This window comes from Streptomyces sp. WMMB303, from assembly GCF_029351045.1.
Lineage (GTDB): Bacteria > Actinomycetota > Actinomycetes > Streptomycetales > Streptomycetaceae > Streptomyces.
Window position 1 is genome coordinate 1,246,204 of sequence record NZ_JARKIN010000001.1, and the last position, 26,098, is coordinate 1,272,301.

Annotated in this window: 22 protein-coding genes; 9 read left to right on the forward strand and 13 right to left on the reverse strand. The window is 71.3% G+C overall.

Going from position 1 to position 26,098, the window contains the following annotated elements:
* Nucleotides 1-102 precede the first annotated feature (102 nt).
* Together sufB and P2424_RS05720 are read right to left on the reverse strand one after the other, a co-directional pair.
* Complete coding sequence (gene sufB, locus P2424_RS05715; RefSeq protein WP_276474698.1) at nt 103-1,524, reverse strand: Fe-S cluster assembly protein SufB; 1,422 nt, start codon at nt 1,522-1,524, stop codon at nt 103-105.
* A complete protein-coding gene (locus P2424_RS05720) occupies nt 1,521-2,330 on the reverse strand; it encodes an ArsR family transcriptional regulator (RefSeq protein WP_276474699.1) in 810 nt (269 codons plus the stop codon). The genes sufB and P2424_RS05720 overlap by 4 nt, the downstream gene beginning before the upstream one ends.
* A gap of 190 nt (nt 2,331-2,520) precedes the next feature.
* Between P2424_RS05720 and P2424_RS05725 the strand changes: the two genes are divergently transcribed.
* From P2424_RS05725 to P2424_RS05740, 4 genes are all read left to right on the forward strand, one after another.
* A complete protein-coding gene (locus P2424_RS05725) occupies nt 2,521-3,447 on the forward strand; it encodes an ABC transporter ATP-binding protein (protein WP_276474700.1) in 927 nt (308 codons plus the stop codon).
* Nucleotides 3,448-3,527: 80 nt separating this feature from the next.
* Entirely contained in the window at nt 3,528-4,244 is a 717-nt protein-coding gene (locus P2424_RS05730) for an ABC transporter permease (protein WP_276478838.1), read from the forward strand.
* Between the two features lie 23 nt (nt 4,245-4,267).
* A complete protein-coding gene (locus P2424_RS05735; RefSeq protein WP_276474701.1) occupies nt 4,268-5,320 on the forward strand; it encodes a COX15/CtaA family protein in 1,053 nt (350 codons plus the stop codon).
* Nucleotides 5,321-5,374: 54 nt separating this feature from the next.
* Nucleotides 5,375-5,692 carry a hypothetical protein gene (locus P2424_RS05740; RefSeq protein ID WP_276474702.1) on the forward strand — a complete coding sequence of 106 codons (318 nt, stop codon included), beginning with the start codon at nt 5,375-5,377 and terminating at the stop codon, nt 5,690-5,692.
* Between the two features lie 150 nt (nt 5,693-5,842).
* Here P2424_RS05740 and P2424_RS05745 read toward each other — a convergent pair whose 3' ends face one another.
* Nucleotides 5,843-6,787: a heme o synthase gene (locus P2424_RS05745; RefSeq protein WP_276474703.1), complete on the reverse strand. Its 945-nt coding sequence runs from the start codon at nt 6,785-6,787 to the stop codon at nt 5,843-5,845.
* Between the two features lie 581 nt (nt 6,788-7,368).
* On the opposite strand from P2424_RS05745, the gene tkt reads away from it, so the two are divergent.
* The 5 genes from tkt (at nt 7,369) to pgl (ending at nt 14,122) form a co-directional block, all read left to right on the forward strand.
* A complete protein-coding gene (tkt, locus tag P2424_RS05750) occupies nt 7,369-9,444 on the forward strand; it encodes a transketolase (protein WP_276474704.1) in 2,076 nt (691 codons plus the stop codon).
* 130 nt (nt 9,445-9,574) lie between these two features.
* Nucleotides 9,575-10,693: a transaldolase gene (tal, locus tag P2424_RS05755; protein ID WP_276474705.1), complete on the forward strand. Its 1,119-nt coding sequence runs from the start codon at nt 9,575-9,577 to the stop codon at nt 10,691-10,693.
* A gap of 5 nt (nt 10,694-10,698) precedes the next feature.
* A complete protein-coding gene (gene zwf, locus P2424_RS05760) occupies nt 10,699-12,234 on the forward strand; it encodes a glucose-6-phosphate dehydrogenase (RefSeq protein ID WP_019358350.1) in 1,536 nt (511 codons plus the stop codon).
* On the forward strand, nt 12,231-13,349 hold the full coding sequence (opcA, locus tag P2424_RS05765) for a glucose-6-phosphate dehydrogenase assembly protein OpcA (protein ID WP_276474706.1): 1,119 nt from the start codon (nt 12,231-12,233) through the stop codon (nt 13,347-13,349). Before zwf ends, opcA begins: the two co-directional genes overlap by 4 nt.
* Nucleotides 13,346-14,122: a 6-phosphogluconolactonase gene (gene pgl / locus P2424_RS05770; protein ID WP_276474707.1), complete on the forward strand. Its 777-nt coding sequence runs from the start codon at nt 13,346-13,348 to the stop codon at nt 14,120-14,122. Before opcA ends, pgl begins: the two co-directional genes overlap by 4 nt.
* Nucleotides 14,123-14,224: 102 nt before the next feature.
* Here the strand turns inward: pgl and pgi are convergent, their stop codons facing one another.
* From pgi to uvrC, 10 genes are all read right to left on the reverse strand, one after another.
* Complete coding sequence (gene pgi, locus P2424_RS05775; RefSeq protein WP_276474708.1) at nt 14,225-15,880, reverse strand: glucose-6-phosphate isomerase; 1,656 nt, start codon at nt 15,878-15,880, stop codon at nt 14,225-14,227.
* A 675-nt stretch (nt 15,881-16,555) separates the two neighbouring features.
* The gene (locus P2424_RS05780) at nt 16,556-16,891 is read right to left on the reverse strand and encodes an RNA polymerase-binding protein RbpA (RefSeq protein WP_078565500.1); all 336 of its coding nucleotides are present in this window, start codon (nt 16,889-16,891) and stop codon (nt 16,556-16,558) included.
* A 232-nt stretch (nt 16,892-17,123) separates the two neighbouring features.
* Nucleotides 17,124-17,354 (reverse strand): preprotein translocase subunit SecG, encoded by a 231-nt coding sequence (gene secG / locus P2424_RS05785; RefSeq protein ID WP_074998704.1) that lies wholly within the window; start codon nt 17,352-17,354, stop codon nt 17,124-17,126.
* A 146-nt stretch (nt 17,355-17,500) separates the two neighbouring features.
* Entirely contained in the window at nt 17,501-18,292 is a 792-nt protein-coding gene (tpiA, locus tag P2424_RS05790) for a triose-phosphate isomerase (protein ID WP_276474709.1), read from the reverse strand.
* 96 nt (nt 18,293-18,388) lie between these two features.
* A complete protein-coding gene (locus P2424_RS05795) occupies nt 18,389-19,600 on the reverse strand; it encodes a phosphoglycerate kinase (protein ID WP_276474710.1) in 1,212 nt (403 codons plus the stop codon).
* Between the two features lie 117 nt (nt 19,601-19,717).
* The gene (gene gap, locus P2424_RS05800) at nt 19,718-20,722 is read right to left on the reverse strand and encodes a type I glyceraldehyde-3-phosphate dehydrogenase (RefSeq protein WP_276474711.1); all 1,005 of its coding nucleotides are present in this window, start codon (nt 20,720-20,722) and stop codon (nt 19,718-19,720) included.
* A gap of 211 nt (nt 20,723-20,933) precedes the next feature.
* Entirely contained in the window at nt 20,934-21,911 is a 978-nt protein-coding gene (whiA, locus tag P2424_RS05805) for a DNA-binding protein WhiA (RefSeq protein WP_276474712.1), read from the reverse strand.
* The gene (yvcK, locus tag P2424_RS05810; protein WP_026004935.1) at nt 21,902-22,954 is read right to left on the reverse strand and encodes a uridine diphosphate-N-acetylglucosamine-binding protein YvcK; all 1,053 of its coding nucleotides are present in this window, start codon (nt 22,952-22,954) and stop codon (nt 21,902-21,904) included. The genes whiA and yvcK overlap by 10 nt, the downstream gene beginning before the upstream one ends.
* A 5-nt stretch (nt 22,955-22,959) precedes the next feature.
* Nucleotides 22,960-23,901: an RNase adapter RapZ gene (gene rapZ / locus P2424_RS05815; RefSeq protein WP_276474713.1), complete on the reverse strand. Its 942-nt coding sequence runs from the start codon at nt 23,899-23,901 to the stop codon at nt 22,960-22,962.
* A 56-nt stretch (nt 23,902-23,957) separates the two neighbouring features.
* Entirely contained in the window at nt 23,958-26,048 is a 2,091-nt protein-coding gene (gene uvrC, locus P2424_RS05820; protein ID WP_276474714.1) for an excinuclease ABC subunit UvrC, read from the reverse strand.
* Between the last annotated feature and the right edge of the window lie 50 nt (nt 26,049-26,098).

The following is a 26,098-nucleotide window of genomic DNA, read 5'->3' on the forward strand; positions in this document are numbered from 1 at the left end:
GGACCCGCGCGCGTTCTCCCTTTCGGCACCGGCGCCCCCTTCGGCTCGCTCACCTGGTCGGAGAAGGGGTCACGGATGACTCGGAACGGGGGCCGGGCGGCGTCAGCCGACCGCTCCTTCCATCTGCAGCTCGATCAGCCGGTTCAGCTCCAGCGCGTACTCCATGGGCAGCTCCTTGGCGATCGGCTCGACGAAGCCGCGCACGATCATCGCCATGGCCTCGTCCTCGGACAGCCCGCGGCTCATCAGGTAGAAGAGCTGGTCGTCGCTGACCTTGGAGACGGTCGCCTCGTGGCCCATCGTCACGTCGTCCTCGCGGACGTCGACGTAGGGGTAGGTGTCGGAACGCGAGACGGTGTCCACCAGCAGCGCGTCGCACAGCACGTTGGACTTGGAGCCCTCTGCGCCCTCACCGATCTCGATGAGGCCCCGGTAGGAGGTCCGGCCGCCACTGCGGGCCACCGACTTCGAGACGATGTTCGAGGAGGTGCGGGGCGCCATGTGGACCATCTTGGCGCCCGCGTCCTGGTGCTGGCCCTCGCCCGCGAAGGCGACGGACAGCGTCTCGCCCTTGGCGTGCTCACCCATGAGGTAGACCGCCGGGTACTTCATCGTCACCTTGGAGCCGAGGTTGCCGTCCACCCACTCCATGGTCGCGCCCTCGTAGGCCACGGCGCGCTTGGTGACCAGGTTGTAGACGTTGTTCGACCAGTTCTGGATCGTCGTGTAGCGGCAGCGGCCGCCCTTCTTGACGATGATCTCGACGACGGCCGAGTGCAGCGAGTCCGAGTCGTAGATCGGCGCCGTGCAGCCCTCGACGTAGTGCACGTAGGCGTCCTCGTCGACGATGATCAGCGTCCGCTCGAACTGGCCCATGTTCTCGGTGTTGATCCGGAAGTAGGCCTGGAGCGGGATGTCGACGTGCACGCCCGGCGGCACGTAGATGAAGGAGCCGCCCGACCACACCGCCGTGTTCAGCGCGGCGAACTTGTTGTCGCCGGCCGGGATGACGGTGCCGAAGTGCTCCTGGAACAGCTCGGGGTGCTCGCGCAGCGCGGTGTCCGTGTCCAGGAAGAGGACGCCCTGCTGCTCCAGGTCCTCGCGGATCTGGTGGTAGACGACCTCCGACTCGTACTGCGCGGCGACACCGGCGACCAGGCGCTGCTTCTCCGCCTCCGGGATGCCGAGCTTGTCGTAGGTGTTCTTGATGTCCTCGGGCAGGTCCTCCCAGGACTGCGCCTGCTTCTCGGTGGACCGCACGAAGTACTTGATGTTGTCGAAGTCGATGCCCGACAGGTCCGAGCCCCAGTTCGGCATCGGCTTCTTCTCGAAGAGCTTGTGCCCCTTGAGACGCAGCTTGAGCATCCAGTCGGGCTCGTTCTTCTTCTCCGAGATGTCGCGGACGACATCCTGGGAGAGGCCGCGCTTCGCGGCTGCGCCCGCCGCGTCGGAGTCGGACCAGCCGTACTCGTACTTGCCCAGCCCCTCGAGCTCAGGGTGAGCAGTCTCCGTAGGAGCGGTCATGCGGGGTTCCTCCCGGCGTCGTTCACGTTGGTGGCGTTGCTGGTCTTCGGTGGTCGTGCGGGGTTCCTGGCTGCCGGGGGCTGGGCCGCGGCGGTCTCGGGGTGCGGGTGGGGCCTGGGGATGAACGTCGTGCACACTCCGTCGCCGTGCGCGATGGTCGCCAGCCGCTGGACGTGCGTGCCCAGCAGCCGGGAGAAGACCTCCGTCTCCGCCTCGCACAGCTGGGGGAACTGCTCGGCCGTGTGCGCCACCGGGCAGTGGTGCTGGCAGAGCTGCTCGCCGGCCTGCGCGGGCGCGTCACGCGCGGTGGCAGCGTACCCGTCCGCGGTCAGCGCCTGCGCCAGGGCCCGCACCCGGTCCTCGGGCGCGACCCGCTCCAGGGCCTCCTGGTACTTCCCCGCCTGCGCCTCCACCCGGGCGCGCGCGAAGGCCGCGACCGCGGCCTCCCCGGCCTCGCCGTCCCCGGCGGTCCGGGCGATCCAGCGCAGGGCGTCGGCCGCGAGCTCGTCGTACGCCTGGTCGAAGGCGTCCCGTCCGCAGTCGGTCAGGGCGAAGACCTTGGCGGGGCGGCCCCGGCCGCGCGAGCCGTAGACCCGCTTGTCGCGGGGCTCCACGACGCCCTCGGCCACGAGCGCGTCCAGATGACGGCGGACGGCCGCCTGGGTCAGCTCCAGCCGCAGCGCCAGTTCGGCCGCGGTGGAGGGGCCGTGATCCAGGACGGAGCGAGCGACCTTGTTCCTCGTACCGTGCTGTTCATCCTGCGCCGAGGGGCCCGACGCGGCTCCGCCGGTGGCCGGTGCGGCCATCGGTCGGTGCTCCCGAGCCTGGTCCCTCTTTTTCACAACGTCATTGTTGCTTAATTCCGCCGACGCGGGCAAGCGACAGCTCTGACCAGCCCCGATGGAGTGCATCACGTAAGGCTGACCTAACCGGCGGGCCCACGTCCGCCGCAGCCCGCCGCAGGAGCGCCCCGGCCCGCTCCCTAGACTGCCCTGCATGCGAAGTTCAGCGGCCGTGGAGGTCGCCGGGCTGGTGAAGCGGTACGGCAGCAGGACCGCCGTCGACGGGCTGGACCTGACCGTCGCGCGGGGCACCGTCACCGCGTTCCTCGGCCCCAACGGAGCGGGTAAGACCACCACCGTCGAGACCTGCGAGGGCTACCGCCGGCCGGACTCCGGCACCGTGCGGGTGCTCGGCCTCGACCCGATCGCCCAGGGCGCCGAGCTGCGGCCCCGGATCGGGGTGATGCTCCAGAGCGGCGGGATCTACCCCACGGCCAGGGCCGAGGAGACGCTCCGCCATATGGCGGCACTGCACGCGCACCCGCTGGAGGTGCCGGCCCTGATCGAACGCCTCGGCCTGGGCGGCTGCGGCCGCACTCCCTACCGCAGGCTCTCCGGTGGCCAGCAGCAGCGGCTCGGTCTCGCGCTGGCCCTGGTGGGCCGCCCCGAGCTGGTCTTCCTGGACGAGCCGACCGCCGGGCTCGACCCGCAGGCCCGGCACGCCACCTGGGACCTGGTGCGCGAGCTGCGCGCCGACGGGGTGACGGTGCTGCTGACCACCCACGCCATGGACGAGGCCGAGGAGCTGTCCGACGACGTCGCCATCGTCGACGGCGGCAGGGTGATCGCCCACGGCTCCCCCGAGGAGCTGTGCCGGGGCGGCGCGGAGAACACCCTGCGCTTCACCGGACGCCCGGGGCTCGACCTGAAGTCGCTGCTCAAGGCCCTGCCCCCGCAGACCGGCGCGGCCGAGCTCAGCCCGGGCAGCTACCGGCTCACCGGCACGGTCGACCCGCAGCTCCTGGCCACCGTGACGTCCTGGTGCGCGCAGAACGGCGTCCTGCCCGACCGGATCTCGGTGGAGCGCAGAACGCTGGAGGACGTCTTCCTGGAACTGACGGGGAAGGAGCTGCGCTCGTGAACGGAACCGGAACCGGAACCGGAACCGGAACCGCCGGCGGCGAGTACGCACCCGCGCCGGGAGCCGCGCCGCTGCCGCGCATGGTGCGGGCGCAGGCGTGGCTGGAGACCCGTACCCAGCTGCGCAACGGCGAGCAGCTGCTGTTGACCGTCGTCATCCCGACGCTGCTGCTGGTGCTCTTCAGCTCCGTCGACATCGTCGACACCGGCCGCGGCTCCCGGGTCGACTTCCTGGCGCCCGGCATCCTGGCGCTGGCGGTGCTCTCCACCGCCTTCACCGGGCAGGCCATCGCCACCGGCTTCGAGCGCCGCTACGGCGTCCTCAAGCGGCTGGGCGCCTCGCCGCTGCCGCGGTGGGGGCTGATGACCGCGAAGACCTGCTCGGTGCTGGTGATCGAGGCCCTGCAGGTGCTGCTGCTGAGCGTGGTGGCGCTGCTGCTGGGCTGGTCGCCGCACGGCAACCCGGCCGCGGTGCTGCTCCTCCTGCTGCTGGGCACGGCTGCCTTCTCCGGGCTCGGGCTGCTGATGGCCGGCACCCTGCGGGCGGAGGCCACGCTGGCGGCGGCCAACCTGGTGTTCATCCTGCTGCTGGTCGGCGGCGGGGTCGTCGTCCCGCTGGAGAGGTTCCCGGACGCCGCGCAGAGCGCGCTGCAACTGCTGCCCATCTCCGCCCTCTCCGACGGGCTGCGCGAGGTGCTCCGGCACGGGACCGGGATGCCCTGGGGCGATCTGGGCGTGCTGGCGGTCTGGGCGGTATTGGGCCTCGGTGCCGCCGCGCGCTTCTTCAAGTGGGAGTGACGCCCACGGGCGGCCCCTCGTGAATGCGCGCACAAGCGGCCCTCTACCATGGCTTCGTGCCGAAACTGCTCGAACTCGTACGTAACCCCGTCGCGTACATCGCCGCGCGCTGGACCCCCTCGCCCTGCACCGTGGAGCGGGCGGCGCTGGCCGCGCTGCTGATGAGCATCGTCATCGTGGTGACCGGCGGCGCGGTGCGGCTGACCGGCTCCGGCCTGGGCTGCGACACCTGGCCCAAGTGCAGCGACGACAGCCTCACCGCCACCTCCGCCATGGGGGTGCACGGAGCCATCGAGTTCGGCAACCGCATGATGACCTGGGTGGTGTCGGCCGCGGTCGGTTGGACGATCATCGCGGTGCGGGCGGCGAAACCCGCCCGCAGGGGGCTGAGCCGGCTCGCCTGGGCGCAGTTCTGGGTCGTGGTGGGCAACGGCGTGGTCGGCGGCATCACGGTGTGGGTGAAGCTGAACCCCTTCGTCGTGGCCGGGCACTTCCTGGCCGCGACCGCGCTGCTGACCGTCACCACCCTCACCTGGCTGCGCGCGCGGGAAGGCGACGCGCCGCCCCGGCCGCTGGTGGGCAAACCGGTGCGCAGGCTCACCCACGTCCTGGTCCTCTTCACGGCCGGCCTGATCGTCGCGGGCACCGTCGTCACCGGAGCGGGTCCGCACGCGGGGGACAGCAGCGAGGTGGACCGGATGCCGGTCGCCGTGGAACTGGCCACCCGCACGCACGCCGCGTTCGCCTGGATGGTGGTGCTACTGGCCCTCGTCCTCGCCCTCGGCCTGCGCCTGATGGACGCACCGGCCGGGCCCCGGAAAACGGTGCGGAACCTGCTGCTGGTGCTGCTGGCGCAGGGCGCCCTCGGGTACGTGCAGTACGCGACCGATCTGCCCGAGATCCTGGTCGGGCTGCATCTGCTGGGCTCGACGCTGGTGTGGGTCGGGGTGCTGCGGGTGGTGCTCTCCACCCGGGAGCGCGGCCTCCCGGCGGCCGCCGGGGGCGCTGTCCCCGCCCCTTCCCGGGTCGCGGTGGCGAGCGCCGCTTCGGAACCGGCTCCGGCTCCGAGCCGCTGACCCGCACCCCGGTACCCCTCGCCGCCTCGGCTACTCACGGGTAGCATCTGGGGTATGGCAGCAGACAGCAGCAAGCGGGCGGCCCGCCTCGCCAAGCGGACCGGTGCGTTCGCGCAGCGGCACGGCGGGAGCGCCGAGGCGCAGATCGCGTACGTGGGACAGGTCGGCTTCCGGATCTCCCTGGTCGGTGCGGACGGCACCTGGGGCGATCTGATGGCCCCCTCCAAGGAGGTCGCCGAGGAAGCCGTACGGGCCGAGGGCGTCACCCTGCGGGAGAGCTTCGACGGGGAGATGGCCGAGCACATGCGCACCGGTCCCTACGAGTGGGAGCGGATGGCCGGTATCCAGCTGGGCGCGCCGGGCGGCCGCTAGCAACCGCGTGCCCCCTCCGGGGTCCACGCACGGAAGGCCGGACCCTTCCGGTGGCGGGAGGGTCCGGCCTTCCGTGCGTCGCGGTGCGCGGGGCGCAGCCGGGGAGCCGGAGGACGCCTCGTCCGTAGTGACGGGACGCGGGAGCGGCGCTCAGCGCAGGAAGGGGTCGATGGCGACCGCTGCGAAGACCAGCGAGACGTAGGTGATCGACCAGTGGAAGAGCCGCATCTCCTTGAGCTTGGCGCCGGTCAGCCCCGCTCGGGCGCGGGCCCGCAGCGCGTGGGCCTCCCAGAGCCACAGTCCGCCGGCCAGCACCGCGACGAGCGGGTAGAACCAGCCGACGTAGCCGAGGGGCCACAGCAGCAGGGAGACGACGACCATCACCCAGCTGTAGACGACGATCTGGTTGGCCACCACGACATTGCCCGCCACGGCCGGGAGCATCGGCACGCCGACCCGCTTGTAGTCCTCGGTGACCTTCATCGACAGCGGCCAGTAGTGCGGCGGGGTCCAGAAGAACATCACCAGGAAGAGGATGACGGCGGCCCAGCTCAGCTCGTTGGTCACCGCCGACCAGCCGATGAAGACCGGCAGGCAGCCGGCGATACCGCCCCACACGATGTTCTGCGAGGTGCGCCGCTTGAGGAGCATCGTGTAGACGACGACGTAGAAGAGCAGCGCTCCCAACGACAGCGCGGCGGACAGCCAGTTGACCAGCAGCCCGAACATGAGGGTGGAGACCACGGCCAGGCTGATGCCGAACGCCAGGCACTCGCGCGGGCTGACCATTCCGGTGACGACGGGGCGCCGCTCGGTGCGGTGCATCAGCGCGTCGATGTCCCGGTCGATGTACATGTTGAGCGCGTTGGCGCCGCCCGCCGACAGATAGCCGCCCAGGCAGGTGATCACCACGAGCCAGAGGTCGGGGACGCCCTGGGCCGCGAGGAACATGACCGGGATGGTGGTCATGAGGAGCAGCTCGATGATCCGCGGCTTGGTCAGCTCGATGAACGCCTTGACGCGGGCACCGGTGGGCCGGTGACCGCTGGGCTCCAGCGCCCCCGCAGGACGGGATTCGACGGCCGTCACGGACACCCCTGATCGCGTCATAAGGAATCAGCGAGCCCCACCGGCGCACAGAAGGAAAGGTGCAGGCCCGGGTCAAGCTCGCGCGTACCACGCCACTTTAGACGTTGGCGATACCTCGCCCGTCATGGGGGGTCACCGTGTTGGCCCCGGGGCCCGGGCACTGCTCCGGAGCCCGGCGCCACGCGTCCGCGCGGGCCCGGGCGCGGCTCAGGGGACGGCTCGGGGACGGAGCCCGGTGCGGCGGCGGAGGGACCCCGCCGGGCCGTGCGGACCGAGGGGGTGCCGCCCTCCCGCGTATCGGAGGAACCCGGCTTCCGCGGCAACCGGGTCGTGTCCGACGGGCGGATCGGGGGAACAGACGTCAGCCTGGGAGTGGTGTTCCGGCGTCGCACACCGCGGGCCGGGAGGACGCTCGGCTGTCCGGGCCGTCTCCCCGGTCGTCGGCCGTGGCGTGAGGGTGACCACCCGTGACGACCACAGAGTGAACTGTCGAAAAGTCGCACGTCCCGGCAGAGGTACGCTCGACACCGCCCGGTGAGCGCACAGACACCGGCCATCGAACATGTGGAGAGGAGCCCTGACGCAGGGTGAGCACCAAGCCGACCACCACAGACTTTGAGTGGACCGACCTGGACCAGCAGGCCGTGGACACGGTTCGAGTCCTGGCCATGGATGCCGTGCAGAAGGTCGGTAACGGCCATCCCGGTACGGCCATGAGCCTGGCGCCCGTCGCGTACCTGCTCTACCAGAAGCTGATGCGCCACGACCCGACCGACCCGGACTGGACGGGCCGGGACCGCTTCGTCCTCTCCGCGGGCCACTCCAGCCTGACCCAGTACATCCAGCTCTTCCTGGCCGGGTACGGACTGGAGCTGGACGACCTCAAGGCGTTCCGCACCTGGGGCAGCCGTACCCCGGGGCATCCGGAGCACGGGCACACGGCGGGCGTCGAGACGACGACCGGCCCGCTGGGCCAGGGTGTCGCCAACGCGGTCGGTATGGCGATGGCGGCCCGCTACGAGCGCGGGCTCTTCGACCCGGAGGCGGCCGAGGGCGACTCGCCGTTCGACCACACGGTCTGGGTCATCGCCAGCGACGGCGACCTGGAGGAGGGCGTCTCGGCCGAGGCGTCCTCGCTCGCCGGCCACCAGCGGCTCGGCAATCTGATCGTCATGTGGGACGACAACCACATCTCGATCGAGGGCGACACGGCGACCGCCTTCTCCGAGGACACCCTGCAGCGGTACGAGGCCTACGGCTGGCATGTGCAGCGCGTGGACCAGCAGGAGAACGGCGACCTGGACCCCGAGGCGCTGCACGCGGCGCTGGAGGCGGCACGGGCCGAGACGGAGCGCCCCTCCTTCATCGCGATGCGCTCCATCATCGCCTGGCCGGCCCCCGACGCGCAGAACACCGCGGCGGCGCACGGCTCCGCGCTCGGCGAGGAGGAGGTCGCGGCCACCAAGCGGGTCCTGGGCTTCGACCCGGACCAGCACTTCGCCGTCTCCGACGAGGTCCTCGCGCACGTCCGCAAGGCCAGCGACCGCGGCCGCGCGATGCAGGCCGAGTGGGACAAGCGGATGGCCGCCTGGCGCACCGCCGACCCGCAGCGGGCCGCCGAGTTCGACCGGATCCGCGAGGGCCGGCTGCCCGAGGGCTGGGAGAAGGCGCTGCCCGTCTTCCCCGCCGGTGAGTCGGTGGCCACCCGCAAGGCGTCCGGCAGTGTGCTCAAGGCGCTGGGCCCGGTCATTCCCGAGCTGTGGGGCGGCTCAGCGGACCTGGCGGGGTCGAACAACACCACGTTCGCCGACACCTCTTTCCTTCCGGAGGGCGGCCCGCTGCCGGGCGCCGACCCGTACGGGCGTACGGTGCACTGGGGCATCCGCGAGCACGCGATGGGTTCGACGATGAACGGCATCGCACTGCACGGGAACACCCGGATCTACGGCGGTACGTTCCTGGTCTTCTCCGACTACATGCGTCCCGCCGTCCGGCTGGCCGCGCTGCTGAAGGCGCCGGTCACCTACGTGTGGACGCACGACTCCATCGGTCTGGGCGAGGACGGTCCGACGCACCAGCCGGTCGAGCACCTGGCCGCGCTGCGCGCCATCCCCGGTCTCAACGTCGTCCGTCCGGCGGACGCCAACGAGACCTCCGCGGTGTGGGCGGAGATCATGCGCCGCCACACCAGCAAGCCGGCACCGCACGGCCTGGCCCTCACCCGGCAGGGCGTACCGACCTACGAGGCCGACCCGGCCGCGGCCAAGGGCGGGTACGTGCTCCTGGAGGCCGAGGGCGGTCACCCGCAGGTGGTCCTGATCGGTACCGGCTCGGAGGTGCAGCTCGCCGTCGAGGCGCGCGAGCGGCTCCAGGAGCAGGGGGTGCCCACCAGGGTCGTCTCGATGCCGTGCCTGGAGTGGTTCGAGGAGCAGGAGCAGTCCTACCGGGACAGCGTGCTGCCCCCGGACATCAAGGCGCGGGTCGCCGTCGAGGCGGGCGTGGGCCTGACCTGGCACCGGTACGTGGGCGAGGCCGGGCGGATCGTGTCGCTGGAGCACTTCGGTGCCTCGGCGGACGGCAAGGTCCTCTTCCGGGAGTTCGGTCTCACCGCCGAGGCCGTGCACCTGGCGGCGAAGGAGTCGCTGCAGGCGGCAGCACGCTGACCGGGCGGGGCACCTCCCCGGCTCCGGCCCGGAAGGTGCCCCGGCGGTCCGGCCGCCCCCGCCGGGCGGCCGGTCCCCGCGGCGCACCCGGCACCACAAGAAGCCAACAAGCACAGGAGATGCGAATCCCATGACAGACGCACTGAAGCGCCTCTCCGACGAAGGCGTCGCGATCTGGCTGGACGACCTGTCGCGCAAGCGCATCACGTCGGGCAACCTCGGCGAGCTGAAGGACGAGCAGCACGTGGTCGGGGTGACGACCAACCCGACCATCTTCCAGAAGGCGATCTCGGCGGGCGACGGTTACCAGCAGCAGGTCTCCGACCTGGCTGCCCGCCGCGTCTCGGTCGATGAAGCCGTCCGGATGATCACCACTGCGGACGTCCGCGACGCCGCCGACATCCTCCGCCCGGTCCACGAGGCGACCGGCGGCAAGGACGGCCGGGTCTCCATCGAGGTCGACCCGCGCCTGGCGCACAACACGCAGGCCACCATCGCCGAGGCCCGGCAGCTCGCCTGGCTGGTGGACCGTCCGAACACGTTCATCAAGATTCCGGCCACCGAGGCCGGTCTCCCGGCCATCACCGAGACGATCGGCAAGGGCATCAGCGTCAACGTCACGCTGATCTTCTCGCTGGAGCGCTACCGCGCGGTCATGGACGCCTACATGGCGGGCCTGGAGAAGGCCAAGGCGCTGGGCATCGACCTGTCCCAGATCCACTCCGTGGCCTCCTTCTTCGTCTCCCGTGTGGACACCGAGGTCGACAAGCGGCTGGCGGCGCTGGGCACGGACGAGGCCGCGGCGCTGAAGAGCAAGGCGGCCGTCGCCAACGCACGGCTGGCCTACCAGGCGTACGAGGAGGTCGTCACCTCCGACCGCTGGCAGGCGCTGGAGAGGGCCGGTGCCAACCAGCAGCGTCCGCTGTGGGCGTCGACCGGGGTGAAGGACCCCGAGCTGCCGGACACGCTGTACGTCACCGAGCTGGTCGCGCCCAACACCGTCAACACCATGCCGGAGGCGACCCTGCAGGCCGTGGGCGACCATGGCGAGATCGGCGGCGACGCCGTCCGCGGCACCTACGAGGAGGCCCAGGCGGTGCTCGACGGCATCGCGAAGCTCGGCATCTCCTACGACGACGTCGTGGCGGTCCTGGAGGACGAGGGCGTCCAGAAGTTCGCGGACTCCTGGAACGACCTGCTCAAGTCCACCGAGGCCGAGCTGCGGCGCCTGGCTCCGAAGGAGGCGTAACCGAATTGAGCAGCGCGAGCGGCACAGCCAACCCGCTGCGTGACGCTCAGGACCGACGGCTCCCGCGCATCGCGGGGCCGTCGGGCCTGGTCATCTTCGGCGTCACGGGCGATTTGTCACGGAAAAAGCTGATGCCTGCGGTGTACGACCTCGCCAACCGCGGGCTTCTCCCACCGGGCTTCTCCCTCGTCGGCTTCGCCCGGCGCGACTGGGAGGACGAGGATTTCGCCCAGGTGGTGCACGACGCGGTCAAGGAGCACTCCCGCACCCCGTTCCGGGAGGAGGTCTGGCAGCAGCTCGCCCAGGGCATGCGGTTCGTCCCCGGCGAGTTCCACGACGACCAGGCGTTCGAGACCCTCCGGACCACGATCGACGAGCTGGACAAGTCCCGGGGCACCGGCGGCAACTTCGCCTTCTACCTCTCGGTACCGCCCAAGTTCTTCCCCACCGTGGTCTCCCAGCTCAAGAAGCACGGGCTCTCGGACGCGGGCCCCGACTCCTGGCGGCGCGCCGTCATCGAGAAGCCCTTCGGCCACGACCTGAAGTCGGCGCAGGAGCTGAACGCCGTCATCCACGAGGTCTTCCGGGCCAGCGAGGTCTTCCGGATCGACCACTATCTCGGCAAGGAGACGGTCCAGAACATCCTGGCCCTGCGCTTCGCCAACACGCTGTTCGAACCGCTGTGGAACCGCAGCTATGTCGACCATGTGCAGATCACCATGGCCGAGGACATCGGGATCGGGGGCCGGGCCGGCTACTACGACGGCATCGGATCGGCCCGGGACGTCATCCAGAACCACCTGCTGCAACTGCTCGCCCTGACCGCCATGGAGGAGCCCACCTCCTTCGACGCCAAGGCGCTGCTGACCGAGAAGCTGAAGGTGCTCAACTCGGTGCGGCTGCCGAAGGACCTGGGCAAGCACACCGTGCGCGGCCAGTACGCGGCGGGCTGGCAGGGCGGCGAGAAGGTGCCCGGCTACCTCGACGAGGACGGGATCGACCCGCGCTCGAAGACCGACACCTACGCGGCGATCAAACTGGAGATCGACAACCGGCGCTGGGCCGGGGTGCCGTTCTATCTGCGCACCGGCAAGCGCCTGGGCCGCCGCGTCACCGAGATCGCGGTGATGTTCCAGCGGGCGCCGCACTCCCCCTTCGACGCCACCGACACCCAGGAACTGGGCCAGAACGCGCTGGTCATCCGGGTCCAGCCGGACGAGGGCGTGACCATCCGCTTCGGCTCCAAGGTGCCCGGCACCCAGATGGAGATCCGGGACGTGACCATGGACTTCGCCTACGGCGAGTCCTTCACCGAGTCCAGCCCGGAGGCGTACGAACGCCTCATCCTCGACGTCCTGCTGGGCGACGCGAACCTCTTCCCCCGGCACCAGGAGGTCGAACGCTCCTGGGAGATCCTCGACCCCGTCGAGGAGTACTGGGACAAGCACGGCAAGCCCGAGCAGTATCCGGCCGGCACCTGGGGGCCCCAGGCCGCCGACGAGATGCTCGCACGCGACGGACGGATTTGGCGGCGGCCATGAACATCGACCTGACGGACACCACGTCCAGCCGCATCAACGCCGAGCTGGTCAAGGCGCGCCGCTCCCTCGGCTCGCCCGCCATGGGCATGGTGCTGACCCTCGTCATCGTCACCGACGAGGGGAACCACTACGACGCGCTCAAGGCTGCCAGCGGCGCCTCCAAGGAGCACCCCTCGCGGATCCTCGTCGTCGTCCGCCGCCCGGGACGCTCCCCGCGCGACCGGGCCCAGCACCGGCTCGACGCGGAGGTCCGGGTCGGCGGCGACGCCCGCGAGGCGGGTTCCGGAGAAACGATCATTCTGCGGCTGCACGGGGAACTCGCCTCGCACGCCCACAGCGTGGTGCTGCCGCTGCTGCTGCCGGACGCCCCGGTCGTCGTGTGGTGGCCCGAGGACGCGCCCGAGAACCCGTCCGACGATCCGCTGGGCAGGCTGGCCCAGCGGCGCATCACCGACGCGGCCGCGACCGAGGACCCGGTCGGCGCGCTCAGCCTGCGCGCCAGCACCTACGCGCCGGGCGACACCGACCTGTCCTGGACGCGCATCACGCCCTGGCGCAGCATGCTTGCCGCCTCGGTGGACCAGAAGCAGCTCAGCATCAAGTCGGCCGTGGTCGAGGGCGAGGAGTACAACCCCTCCAGCGAACTGCTCGCCCTCTGGCTGGCCGAACGGCTGCGGATCCCGGTCGAACGCCGGATCTCCGAAGGCCCGGGCATCACGGGCGTGCAGCTGGAGACGGGCGAGGGCCAGATCTGCCTCGACCGGGCCAACGGCGCACTCGCCGAACTCGCCGTCCCCGGACAGCCCGACCGGCACGTAGCCCTCCAGCGGCGCAGCACGGCGGAGCTGCTCGCCGAGGAACTGCGGCGGCTCGACCCGGACGAGGCGTACGCCGAAGCCATCCACTTCGGCGTCAACCGGATCTCCGGCCCGGACCCGGCGCATCCCACCCCCTCCGCACCGGCTCCCGCACCGACCGAGGCCCGGAAGAAGCCCGCTGCCGCGGGCACCGCGGCCGGCGTGGAGAAGAACGCCCGGAAGGCGGCCGGCGGCAAGCGCGGGGGCGCCGCGGCGCAGCCGGCCCCGTCCCGGCCGGCGGGGAAGGCGGAGTCATGACGGGCGCCCGCGAAGTGGTCGTGCACGCCGACAAGGACGAGCTGGCCCGCTCCACGGCCGCGCGGCTGGCCGGCCGCCTGGCCGACGCGCAGGCCGCGCACGGGACCGCTTCGGTGGTGCTGACCGGCGGCCGGAACGGCAACGCGCTGCTGGCCGCGCTCACCGACTCGCCCGAGGCGCGTGCCCGGCTGGACTGGTCCCGGCTGGACGTGTGGTGGGGGGACGAGCGCTTCCTCCCCGAGGGGCATCCGGACCGCAACCACACCCAGGCCCGGGAGGCGCTGCTGGACGCGGTGCCGCTGGACCCGGCGCGGGTGCATGTGATGCCCCCCTCCGACAGCCGGTACGCGGGCGACGCGGAAGCCGCGGCCGAGGCGTACGCGACCGAACTCACGGCCGCGGCGGGGGCCGACCCGACCGTGCGAGTCCCGGTTTTCGACGTCCTGCTCCTCGGCGTCGGGCCCGACACCCATGTCGCCTCGCTCTTCCCCGAACACCCCGCGCTGCGGGAGACCGAGCGCACGGTCGTCGGCGTGCACGGAGCACCCAAGCCGCCGCCCACCCGGCTGTCGCTGACCCTGCCCGCGATCCGTGCGGCGGAGGAGGTGTGGCTGCTCGCGGCCGGCGACGACAAGGCCGACGCGGTCGCCCTCGCCCTCGCCGCGGACCCCGGACCGCTCCAGGCACCGGCCGCCGCGGCGTGCGGGCGCTCGCGGACGCTGTGGCTGCTGGACGAGCCGGCGGCCGCCGGCCTCCCGGCGACGGGAGCGTAACCGCGCCGAGCACCGCAGGGGCCCGCCTCTCGTGGCGGGCCCCTGCGGTGTGTCCGGGCCTTTGTGACCGCGGCGTCGCACTGCGGCCCCGGTGGAGCGCGTTCAGGGGGTGCGGCCCCGCAGCGACCGGTAGCGGGCGACCAGCGCGGAGGTGGAGGCGTCCAGGCCCGGCACCTGCGCCCCTTCGGTCAGGGCGGGTTCGAGGCGCTTGGCGAGCGCCTTGCCGAGTTCGACACCCCACTGGTCGAAGGAGTCGATGTCCCAGATCGCGCCCTGGACGAAGACCTTGTGCTCGTAGAGCGCGATCAGCTGGCCGAGCACGGACGGGGTCAGCGCGGCGGCCAGGATGGTGGTCGTGGGCCGGTTTCCGGGGAACGTGCGGTGCGGGACCTGGTGCTCGGGCACGCCTTCGGCGCGCACCTCGTCCGCGGTCCTGCCGAAGGCCAGCGCCTGGCCCTGCGCGAAGAGGTTCGCCATCAGCAGGTCGTGCTGGCCGCGCAGGCCGCCGAGTTCCGCAACCGGCTCGGCGAAGCCCAGCAGATCGGCGGGGATCATCTTGGTGCCCTGGTGCAGGAGCTGGTAGTAGGCGTGCTGGCCGTTGGTGCCGGGAGTGCCCCACACCACGGGTCCGGTCTGCCAGTCGACGGGCTCGCCGCCGCGGGTGGTCGACTTGCCGTTGGACTCCATGTCCAACTGCTGGAGGTAGGCGGTGAACTGGGACAGGTAGTGGCTGTAGGGCAGTACGGCGTGCGACTGGGCGTCGTGGAAGTTGCCGTACCAGAGGCCCAGCAGGCCGAGCAGCACCGGCGCGTTGGCCTCCAGGGGGGCGGAGCGGAAGTGCTCGTCCATGAGGTGGAAGCCGGCCAGCATGTCGCCGAAGCACTCCGGACCGATGGCCACCATGAGGGAGAGGCCGATGGCCGAGTCATAGGAGTAGCGGCCGCCGACCCAGTCCCAGAACTCGAACATGTTGTCGGTGTTGATGCCGAACTCGGCCACCTTCTCGGCGTTCGTGGAGACGGCCACGAAGTGCCGTGCGACAGCGGAGCGGTCGCCTCCGAGACCGGCGAGCAGCCACTCCCGGGCCGCTTCGGCGTTGGTGATGGTCTCCACGGTGGTGAAGGTCTTGGAGGCGACGACGAAGAGCGTCCGGGCCGGGTCCAGGTCCCGGACGGCCTCGTGCAGGTCCGCGCCGTCCACATTGGAGACGAAGCGGAAGGTCATGTCGCGGCGGGTGTAGGGGCGCAGCGCCTCGTAGGCCATCTTGGGGCCGAGGTCGGAGCCGCCGATGCCGATGTTGACGACGTTCTCGATCCGCTCGCCGGTGTGGCCGCGCCAGTGGCCCTCGCGGATCCTGTTGGCGAAGGTGCCCATCTTGATGAGGACTTGGTGCACCTTGCCCATCACGTTCTCGCCGTCCACCCGGACGGTGGCCGACTCGGGGGTGCGCAGCGCCGTGTGCAGCACGGCACGGTCCTCGGTGACGTTGATCTTCTCGCCCTCGAACATCGCGTCCCGCAGCCGCGTCACGCCCGCGGCCTCGGCGAGTTGCCGCAGCAGCCGCAGCGTCTCGTCGGTGACCAGGTGCTTGGAGTAGTCGATGGACAGGTCGCCGACGCGTACGGCATACCGCTCGGCACGCTCCGGGTCGTCCTCGAAGAGCTGCCGCAGGTGTGTCCCCCGGAACGCGTCGTGGTGCCGGGACAGCGCCTGCCACTCCGGCAGCTGATCGAGTCGGGTGCGGCCTTCAGCGTTCATCGCATCTCCTCTGGGTCATCCCGCCCGTCGGGAGCGGGGAAGGATCGGGCTCCTGCCGGAGCCGCGGGAACGGGTTCACCGGCGGAGCGACCCGTCACACCCGCAGCCCCGCGGCGAGCCGGGAGCCGGCCTGTTCGGTTGTGAGAGGTGGCGGCGACCCGGAGGCCGCCGGGCCCCCGCACCGGGCTCCGACCGGCGAGGACGGGCGCTCGGGGATGAGCCGGGCCCGGCGGCCGGGCGATCCGCGTCGGCGTGCGGACGACGTCGGCCGCAGTCGCCGGGGAACCCGGCAGCGGACGCACCGGGGGCGGCAGCGTGCGGGGTCGGCAGCGAAGTTTCCGGCGCCGGGGGCGGGTTCGTCTCCCGCGAGCGGCGCACGGACCGCGGAACCCGGGGCAGGGGGTGGCCGTCGCATTCCGGAATCGGGAGCCACGCCCGCGGCGCGCAACGGGACCGAGCGAAACCGGCCCATTCCGCTCCTCTCGCCACGAACCCCGCTGCCCCCAACCTAGACGATGGACGGCTCGGCAACGCACCGCCCCCCGGTGCGTTGCCGAGCCGTCCATCGTTCGGTGTCATGGCAGCATCGGCCCGGCCGTCCGGCACCCGGCCGACGGCGGCCTCCGCGGCGTCACAGGGCCCGCTTCCCTCCCCGGGTCACCGGGGGCGGGCCCGTCAGACCTCGCCCCTGAGCTTGGCGAGCGCCTCGGCGAGGATGGCCTCGCCGTCCGCGTCGCTGCGCCGCTCCCGGACATAGGCGAGGTGAGTCTTGTACGGCTCGGTGCGCGGCGGGTCCGGGGGGTTGTCCGGGTCCTTCCCGGCGGGGAAGCCGCAGCGGGGGCAGTCCCAGGTCTCCGGGATCTGCGCGTCGCTGGCGAAGCTCGGCTGGGTCTCGTGCCCGTTGGAGCACCAGAAGGGGATCCGGAGGCGGGGCGCGGAATCGCCTCGCTCGGCCTCTCCCATGGGGCCCGCTCCGACCCGGCTGCCCCGGATCGCGTTGCCACTTGCCACGGTCGTAACTCCCTGCCTCACGGTGCCACGGAGCGTCGGCACTGCGCGCTCCGCTGCGGGCGCCCTAGTGTACGTAGGGCCCAACGCGCGCCCGGGGACCGGAGTTACTGCGTCGGTACCGGACGCGGGCCCTCATCATAGGCAGGGGGTACGACAGCCTGTCAGCCGTTGTGCAGGCGACATCTGGGAATCGCGGCCCGGGTACCGGGGCGGTGCCGCGGCATGCGCCGGCTCAGTTGTTGAACTTCATCAGCAGGCCGAGCACGACGATGAGGGCGAACCACACCAGGCCGACGACGACCGTGATCCGGTCGAGGTTGCGCTCGGCGACCGACGAGCCGCCGACGGAGGACTGCATACCGCCACCGAACATGTCGGAGAGGCCGCCCCCCTTGCCCTTGTGCATCAGCACCAGCAGCAACAGCAGGGCGCTGAAGACGATGAGGGCGATTGAGAACCCCATGACCACGGCTGGACCAACTCTCTCGGATCGTGGCTGGACACTTGACGTTACGAACGCTTGCGGGAGCCGGAGCGCAGGTCCGGCCCCCGCAAGACTACGACGGGCGACGGCCCGGCGTCACACGCCGTGGGTCACCCGCGGACAGATCACTGGTCGCGGAAGCGGACGATCTTGACGAACTCGTCCGTGTCCAGCGAGGCCCCGCCGACCAGCGCACCGTCGATGTCGGGCTGCGCCATGATCTTGGCGACGTTGCCGGCCTTGACGGAACCGCCGTACTGGATGCGCACCCGCTGGGCCGTCGCCCCGTCGTCGTCGTACAGCTCCGCGAGCCGGCCGCGGATCGCGCCGCAGACCTCCTGGGCGTCCTCCTCACCGCAGACCTTGCCGGTGCCGATGGCCCAGACCGGTTCATAGGCGATGACCAGACCGGCCGCGGCCTCGGCCGAGACGTCCTGGAGGGCGCCGTCGAGCTGGCCGAGGGTGTGCGCGACGTGGTCGCCCGCCTCGCGAACGGCCAGCTCCTCGCCGACACAGACGATCGGGGTCAGCCCGTGCTTGAGCGCGGCCTTCACCTTGGCGTTGACCAGCGGCTCGTCCTCACCGTGGTACTGGCGCCGCTCCGAGTGGCCGATGGTGACGAAGGTGCAGTTGAGCTTCGCCAGCATCGGGCCGGAGATCTCACCGGTGTAGGCCCCGGAGTCGTGCGCGGACAGGTCCTGCGCGCCGTACCGGATGCGCAGCTTGTCACCGTCGACCAGCGTCTGCACCGACCGCAGGTCGGTGAAGGGCGGCAGGACCGCGACTTCCACGGCCTCGTAGTCCTTGTCCGTCAGCGCGAAGGCGAGCTTCTGCACATGGGCGATGGCCTCGAGGTGGTTGAGGTTCATCTTCCAGTTGCCCGCCATCAGCGGGGTGCGGGTGGGCGGTGTCGTCATGCCCTTCCTTCCATGTTCGCTGCTCCGCTCGCGCGGCGCGGTGCCAGTCTCGTAGTTGCCCGCGGCCCGGCAGCCGCGCGGGCGACGCCCACGGCGTCAGTCCTCCAGTGCGGCCAGGCCGGGAAGCGTCTTGCCCTCGAGGTACTCGAGGCTGGCGCCGCCGCCGGTCGAGATGTGTCCGAACGCATTCTCGTCGAAGCCGAGCTGACGCACCGCGGCGGCACTGTCACCGCCGCCGACGACGGTGAAGGCCGGGGAGTCGAGCAGGCCCTGCGCGACGGCCTTGGTGCCCTCGGCGAAGTCCGGGTGCTCGAAGACGCCCATCGGACCGTTCCAGAAGACGGTGGCTGCGTCGGCGAGCTTCGCGGCGTAGAGCTTACGGCTCTCCGGGCCGATGTCCAGCCCCTCCAGCCCGGCCGGGATGGCGTCCGCCGCCACCACCTCCGGGTCGGCCGGCGCCTTGGTCTTCAGGTCGGGGAACTCCGCGGCCGCCAGCACGTCCACCGGCAGCACGAACTCCACACCCAGTTCCTCGGCACGCTCCAGATAGCCCTTGACCGCCGGAATCTGGTCCTCCTGGAGCAGCGACCGGCCGACCTCGTATCCCTGGGCCTTGAGGAAGGTGTAGGCCATCCCGCCGCCGATCAGCAGCCGGTCGGCCTTGCCCAGCAGGTGGTCGATGACGCCGAGCTTGTCGGAGACCTTAGCGCCGCCCAGGACCACGGCGTAGGGCCGCTCGACGTCCTGGGTGAGCTTCCGCAGCACCCCCACCTCGGTGGCGATCAGATACCCGGCGGCGTGCGGGAGGCGGGCCGGCAGGTCGTAGACGGAGGCGTGCTTGCGGTGCACGGCACCGAAGCCGTCGCCCACGTACGCGTCGGCGAGCGCGGCCAGCTCGTCGGCGAAGGCACCCCGCTCGGCGTCGTCCTTGCTCGTCTCGCCGGGGTTGAAGCGGAGGTTCTCCAGCAGCGTGACCCCGCCGTCGGCGGTCCCGCCGACGGTGGCCTTCGCGCTGTCCCCCACCGTGTCGGCCGCGAAGGCGACCCGGATGCCGAGGAGTTCACCGAGCCGCGCGGCGACCGGCGCCAGCGAGAACTGCGGGTCCGGGGCGCCCTTGGGGCGTCCCAGGTGGGAGGCCACGACCACGCGCGCACCGCTCTCGGTGAGCTTCCGGATCGTGGGGACGGCGGCCCGGATCCGGCCGTCGTCGGTGATGGTGTCGCCGTCGAGCGGGACGTTGAGGTCGGCGCGGACGAAGACCCGCTTGCCGGACACGCCCTCGGCGACGAGTTCGTCGATCGTCTTCATGGATGGCTCCTGTCGTGGGCCCGGGGAACCGGCCCCGGGAGTACACAGCGCACGAGGCATGGGACAGGGCTCGTGCGCCGTGCACGAGCCCTGTCCGTCACCTCTGTCCGCCCGGGTTCAGAGCTGGGAGCCGACGTAGCTGGTGAGGTCGACCAGCCGGTTGGAGTAGCCCCACTCGTTGTCGTACCAACCGATGATCTTGGCCTGGTTGCCGTCGACCATGGTGAGCGAGGCGTCGAAGGTGCAGGACGGCGGCTGGTTGACGATGTCCGAGGAGACGATCTGGTCCTCGGTGTAGTCGACGATGCCCTGCAGCCGGCCGTCGGCGGCCTTCTTGAAGGCGGCGTTGATCTCGTCCTTGGTGGTCTCGCGCTTGAGGTCGAGCACCAGGTCGATGACCGAACCGGTGGGGACCGGCACGCGCATGGAGATGCCGTCCAGCCGGCCCTTGAGGTGCGGGAGGACCAGCGCGGTGGCCTTCGCGGCACCGGTGGTGGTCGGAATGATGTTCTCCGCGGCGGCCCGGGCGCGGCGCAGGTCCTTGTGCGGGAAGTCCAGGATGCGCTGGTCGTTGGTGTAGGCGTGCACCGTGGTCATCAGACCGCGCTCGATACCGAAGCTCTCGTCCATGATCTTGGCCATCGGCGCCACGCAGTTGGTGGTGCAGGAGGCATTGGAGATCACGTCGTGCCGGGCGGGGTCGTACTTGTCCTCGTTGACGCCCATCACCACGGTGATGTCCTCCTCCTTGGCCGGAGCCGAGATGAGGACCTTCTTCGCGCCCGCGGAAAGGTGCTTGGCGGCGTCGTCGCGCTTGGTGAAGATACCGGTGGACTCGATCACGATGTCGGCGCCCAGCTCGCCCCACGGAAGGTTGGCCGGGTCCTTCTCCGCCATCGTCCTGAAGGTCTGCTTGCCGACCGTGATGGTGTCCTCGGTGTGGCCGACCTGGTAGGGCAGCCGGCCGAGAACACTGTCGTACTTGAGCAGATGCACCAGTGTGGCGTTGTCGGTCAGGTCGTTGACACCGACGATCTGAATGTCCGCACCCTGGTCCAGCAGCGCGCGGAAGTAGTTACGGCCGATACGGCCGAAGCCGTTGATGCCTACGCGGATCGTCACGAACCGATCTCCTCGCTAGGTACGCCGGTCAGGAAACCGGCGAGGGCTGTTTGGGATGTCCCCGACCGACTCCGACCCTACCTCTCCGGCAGGGCGGAAATCACATCGGCCGGACGGACCGGAAACCGTCTGAACCCGCCGCTCAGTCGAGCATTTACCCGCTCGTCGGACGAGTTTTCCCGCCCTTCTCAGACGAGCATTTCCCCGCTCATCAGCCAACCATTTCCTCGGACAGATTCGATTCCGTTCCCGGAATTCCAAGATCCTGCGCGCGCTTGTCCGCCATGGCCAGCAGCCGCCGGATCCGCCCGGCCACCGCATCCTTGGTCAGCGGGGGGTCGGCGAGAGCGCCCAGCTCCTCCAGCGACGCCTGCTTGTGCTCCATCCGCAGCCGCCCGGCGGCGGCCAGATGCTCGGGGACCTCCTCACCGAGGATCTCCAGCGCCCGCTGCACCCGGGCACCCGCGGCGACCGCGGCCCGCGCCGAGCGGCGCAGGTTGGCGTCGTCGAAGTTGGCGAGCCGGTTCGCGGTGGCCCGCACCTCGCGGCGCATCCGCCGCTCCTCCCAGGCCAGCACCGACTCGTGGGCACCGAGCCTCGTCAACAGCGCGCCGATCGCATCACCGTCACGGACGACGACCCGGTCCACCCCGCGCACCTCGCGCGCCTTGGCGGCGATCTGCAGCCTGCGCGCCGCACCGACGAGGGCCAGCGCCGCCTCCGGGCCGGGGCAGGTGACCTCCAGCGAGGAGCTGCGCCCCGGCTCGGTCAGCGAGCCGTGTGCCAGGAACGCGCCGCGCCAGGCGGCCTCCGCGTCGCAGGTGGCCCCCGAGACCACCTGCGGGGGCAGCCCTCTGATCGGGCGCCCGCGACTGTCGACGAGTCCGGTCTGCCGGGCGAGCTGGTCACCGCCGGCAACCACCCGGACGACGTAGCGGCTGTTGCGCCGGAGTCCGCTGGGGGCCATCACCACCAGGTCGGAGGAGTGCCCGAAGATCTCCAGGATGTCCTTGCGCAGCCGCCGGGCGGCGATCCCGGTGTCCAGCTCCGCCTCGATCACGATCCGCCCGCTCACCAGGTGCAGCCCACCCGCGAAGCGCAGGATCGACGAGACCTCTGACTTCCGGCAGCAGGTCCGGGTGACGGGGAGCCGGGAGATCTCGTCCTTCACCGCAGGCGTCATCGCCATGGGCCGATCCTTCCATGCATCCGAAAAATACGGTCGTACGCGGCGGCCAGCAGCTCCGGGTCGTGCCGGGGAGTCCCCTCCCCGGACTCCGTCCGGGCGGCGCCCCCGGCTGCCGCTACGGGCGCCAGCTCGACCCTCCCGCCGAGCTGATCGGCGGCCTCGCTCAGGGAGTCCTGGTCGGGTACGGCATCCTGGTCGGCCAGCACCACGTCGAAGGTGAGTTTAGGGGCGTGTCGCCCCAAAACCTCCAAATGACGTTGCGGGGAAAAACCATCCGTTTCCCCCGGCTGCGGAGCGAGGTTGAGCGAGAGGACCTTTCGGGCCTTCGTCTCGGTCAGCGCCTCCAGCAGCTCCGGCACCAGCAGATGCGGGATGACGGAGGAGAACCAGGAGCCGGGCCCCAGCACCACCCAGTCGGCGTCCAGGACCGCGCGGACGGCCTCGGACACGGCCGGCGGGTCGCTGGGCACCAGGTGCACCTCCTGGACCTCGCCGCGAGTGAGCGCGACGGTGGCCTGGCCCCGTACGATCGACAGCTCGTCGGGGCGCGCGGGGTCATGCCCGCGCACGCTGGCGCGCAACTCCAGCGGCACGGCGGACATCGGCAGCACCCGGCCGTGCGCGCCCAGCAGCTTGCCGACCAGGTCGAGCGCCTGGACGTGGTCGCCGAGCTGCTCCCACAGCGCCACGATCAGCAGATTTCCGACCGCGTGTTCGTGCAGGTCGCCGCGGCTCTCGAAGCGGTGCTGGACGACCTGGGCCCAGGTGCGGCCCCACTCGTCGTCGCCGCACAGCGCCGCGAGGGCCTTGCGCAGGTCTCCGGGGGGCAGCACCCCCAGCTCGTCGCGGAGCCGCCCGCTGGAGCCGCCGTCGTCGGCGACGGTGACCACCGCGGTGAGGTCGCCGGTGATCCGGCGCAGCGCCGTCAGCGAGGCCGACAGGCCCATGCCGCCGCCGAGCGCCACCACCTTGGGCTGCTGGGAGCTCAGGCCGCGCAGCGTCGCACGCCGCCCCACCAGATGCCGCAGGCTCCGCCGGGCCATGGGCGTCACTCACGCCCCATGTCCCGGTGGACGACCACCGTCTCCACGCCCCCGTCGGAGAGCCTGCGGGCGAGCTTCTCGGACATGGCGACGCTGCGGTGCTTGCCGCCGGTGCAGCCGACGGCCACGGTCACGTACCGCTTGCCCTCCCTGCGGTAGCCCGTCGCGATCAGCTGCAGCAACTCGGTGTAGCGGTCCAGGAACTCCTTGGCACCGGGCTGGTTGAAGACGTAATTGGAGACCTCCTCGCTGGTGCCCGTGTAGGGGCGCAGCTCGGGGACCCAGTGCGGGTTGGGCAGGAAGCGGCAGTCGACCACCAGGTCGGCGTCCACCGGCAGGCCGTACTTGTAGCCGAAGGACATGACCGTGGCGCGCAGTTCGGGCTCCTCGTCGCCCGCGAACCGGGCGTCCAGCTTGGCGCGCAGCTCGTGCACGTTGAGGCCGGAGGTGTCGATCACCAGATCGGCGTCGCCGCGCAGCTCGCGCAGCAGGTCGCGCTCGGCCGCGATGCCGTCCACGATGCGCCCGTCGCCCTGGAGCGGGTGGGGGCGGCGCACCGACTCGAAACGGCGCACCAAAGCCTCGTCCGACGCCTCCAGGAAGACGACCCGCCGGGAGACGTGGTAGGCCGCCAGGTCGGCCAGGGCTCCCTTGAGGTTGTCGAAGAAGTTGCGGCCGCGCACGTCGACCACGACGGCGATCCGCGCCACGTTGCCCTGGGAGCGGGCCCCGAGCTCGACCATCGTGGGGATCAGCTCGGGCGGCAGGTTGTCGACGACGAACCAGCCGAGGTCCTCCAGGCATTTGGCTGCGGTGCTGCGGCCGGCGCCCGACATCCCGGAGATGATCACCAGCTCCGGGATGGTCGCGCCCGCCTCCTCCGACTGGGCCGGGTCGAGGGTACTCACCACTGCTCCGTCTCCGCGCTGCTCGCGTTCCGCGCTCATGCTGTCATCCCCCGATGTGTCAATCTTCGTACCGATGGCGGTCTCGGCGCCATATTTCACTCATCTTCAACGATCTCACCGGTCGCGGTATTCACCGCCGGGCCGGTGGCGGCACCGGAGAGCGCCGCGGCCACCGTCTCCGCCGTCTTCCGGCCCACCCCCGGGACCTCGGAGATCTCCTCCACCGAGGCCGCCCGTAGCTTCTTGACCGAGCCGAAGTGCTTGAGCAGGGCCTTCTTGCGGGTCTCCCCCAGTCCGGGGACGGCGTCCAGCGGGCTGCCGCGCAGCCGCTTGCCGCGCTTGCCGCGCTGGTAGCGGATCGCGAAGCGGTGCGCCTCGTCGCGGACGCGCTGCAGCAGGTAGAGGCCCTCGCTGCTGCGCGGCAGCACCACCGGGTCGCTCTCGCCCGGCAGCCAGACCTCCTCCAGCCGTTTGGCCAGGCCGCAGACGGCGACATCGTCGATGCCGAGCTCCTCCAGCGCCGCCTGTGCGGCCGCCACCTGCGGTCGGCCACCGTCGACCACGATCAGTTGCGGAGGGTAGGCGAACTTCTTGGGGCGGCCGTCCTCGTCCCGGCCAGCGCCCCGGGCCGGCTGCCGGGCGGCGGCCGGCTCTCCCGTCTCGGGCGGCTCCGGGGCGGGGGCGCCGCTCCCGGGCGGCTCCGCGGCGGGTCCGGACTCGAGCTCACCGCCGAGCTCCTCGTCCGGCCACTCGCCGGTGCGCTGCTTCTCCACCAGATAGCGGCGGAAACGGCGGCTGACGACCTCGTGCATGGCGCGCACGTCGTCCTGCCCCGCGAAGGACTTGATCTGGAAGCGGCGGTACTCGCTCTTCCGCGCCAGCCCGTCCTCGAAGACCACCATGGAGGCCACCACATCGTCGCCCTGCAGATGCGAGATGTCGAAGCACTCGACGCGCAGCGGCGCCGAGTCCAGGTCGAGCGCCTCGGCGATCTCCTCCAGGGCCCGGGAGCGGGTGGTCAGGTCGGAAGCGCGTTTGGTCTTGTGCAGCACCAGGGCGTGCTGCGCGTTGCGGTCGACCGTCTCCATCAGGGCCCGCTTGTCGCCGCGCTGCGGCACCCGCAGGCTCACCTGCGCCCCGCGGCGCTCGGAGAGCCACTGCGCTATCGGTCCGGCCGGCTCGGGCAGCGCCGGGACCAGCACCTCCTTGGGCACACCGCCACTGCCGCCGCCGGTGGCCGCGTCCCCCTGCTCGGCGCCGTAGAGCTGCTGCAGCGCGTGTTCGACCAGTTCGGCGGTGCCGACGGCCTCGACCTTGTCGGTGACCCAGCCGCGCTGACCGCGCACCCGGCCGCCGCGGACGTGGAAGATCTGGACGGCCGCCTCCATCTCGTCCTCGGCCACCGCGATCAGGTCGGCGTCGGTGGCGTCGGCGAGCACCACCGCGTTCTTCTCCATGGCGCGCTTGAGCGCGTCGATGTCGTCGCGCAGCCGCGCCGCCCGCTCGTACTCCAGCTCCTCGGCGGCCTCCTGCATCTCCCGCTCCAGGCGGCGCAGGTGAGTACCGGTGTGCCCGGCCATGAAGTCGCAGAACTCCTCGGCGAGTTCGCGGTGCTCCCCGGGGGTGATCCGGCCCACGCAGGGCGCCGAGCACTTGCCGATGTAGCCGAGCAGGCAGGGCCGGCCGATCTGCGCCGACCGCTTGAAGACCCCTGCCGAGCAGGTGCGCACGGGGAAGACCCGCAGCATCAGGTCGACCGTCTCCCGGATGGCCCAGGCCTGCCCGTACGGGCCGAAGTAGCGCACGCCCTTCTTCTTGGGGCCGCGCATCACCTGGACGCGGGGGAACTCCTCGTTCATCGTCACCGCGAGCGACGGATAGCTCTTGTCGTCGCGGTACTTGACGTTGAACCGGGGCGCGAACTCCTGGATCCAGGTGTACTCGAGCTGGAGGGCCTCCACCTCGGTGCCGACGACCGTCCACTCGACGGAGGCGGCCGTCGTGACCATCGTGCGGGTGCGCGGGTGCAGCCCGGCGAGGTCCTGGAAGTAGTTGTTGAGCCGCTGGCGCAGGCTCTTCGCCTTGCCGACGTAGATCACCCGGCGGTGCTCGTCGCGGAAGCGGTAGACCCCGGGCGAGTCGGGGATCTCTCCCGGTTTCGGACGGTAGGTGGAGGGGTCTGCCATGTGACCCACCCTACTGGCGCCCGGTGACAGCGATCAGCGCGTGGCAGCGG

Coding starts and splice junctions, on each gene's coding strand:
- sufB (WP_276474698.1), bottom strand. CDS start 1,524: ATGACCGCTCCTACGGAGACTGCTCACCCTGAGCTCGAGGGGCTGGGC.
- P2424_RS05720 (WP_276474699.1), bottom strand. CDS start 2,330: ATGGCCGCACCGGCCACCGGCGGAGCCGCGTCGGGCCCCTCGGCGCAG.
- P2424_RS05725 (WP_276474700.1), top strand. CDS start 2,521: ATGCGAAGTTCAGCGGCCGTGGAGGTCGCCGGGCTGGTGAAGCGGTAC.
- P2424_RS05730 (WP_276478838.1), top strand. CDS start 3,528: ATGGTGCGGGCGCAGGCGTGGCTGGAGACCCGTACCCAGCTGCGCAAC.
- P2424_RS05735 (WP_276474701.1), top strand. CDS start 4,268: ATGCGCGCACAAGCGGCCCTCTACCATGGCTTCGTGCCGAAACTGCTC.
- P2424_RS05740 (WP_276474702.1), top strand. CDS start 5,375: ATGGCAGCAGACAGCAGCAAGCGGGCGGCCCGCCTCGCCAAGCGGACC.
- tal (WP_276474705.1), top strand. CDS start 9,575: ATGACAGACGCACTGAAGCGCCTCTCCGACGAAGGCGTCGCGATCTGG.
- opcA (WP_276474706.1), top strand. CDS start 12,231: ATGAACATCGACCTGACGGACACCACGTCCAGCCGCATCAACGCCGAG.
- pgl (WP_276474707.1), top strand. CDS start 13,346: ATGACGGGCGCCCGCGAAGTGGTCGTGCACGCCGACAAGGACGAGCTG.
- pgi (WP_276474708.1), bottom strand. CDS start 15,880: ATGAACGCTGAAGGCCGCACCCGACTCGATCAGCTGCCGGAGTGGCAG.
- secG (WP_074998704.1), bottom strand. CDS start 17,354: ATGGGGTTCTCAATCGCCCTCATCGTCTTCAGCGCCCTGCTGTTGCTG.
- tpiA (WP_276474709.1), bottom strand. CDS start 18,292: ATGACGACACCGCCCACCCGCACCCCGCTGATGGCGGGCAACTGGAAG.
- P2424_RS05795 (WP_276474710.1), bottom strand. CDS start 19,600: ATGAAGACGATCGACGAACTCGTCGCCGAGGGCGTGTCCGGCAAGCGG.
- whiA (WP_276474712.1), bottom strand. CDS start 21,911: ATGGCGATGACGCCTGCGGTGAAGGACGAGATCTCCCGGCTCCCCGTC.
- yvcK (WP_026004935.1), bottom strand. CDS start 22,954: ATGGCCCGGCGGAGCCTGCGGCATCTGGTGGGGCGGCGTGCGACGCTG.
- rapZ (WP_276474713.1), bottom strand. CDS start 23,901: ATGAGCGCGGAACGCGAGCAGCGCGGAGACGGAGCAGTGGTGAGTACC.
- uvrC (WP_276474714.1), bottom strand. CDS start 26,048: ATGGCAGACCCCTCCACCTACCGTCCGAAACCGGGAGAGATCCCCGAC.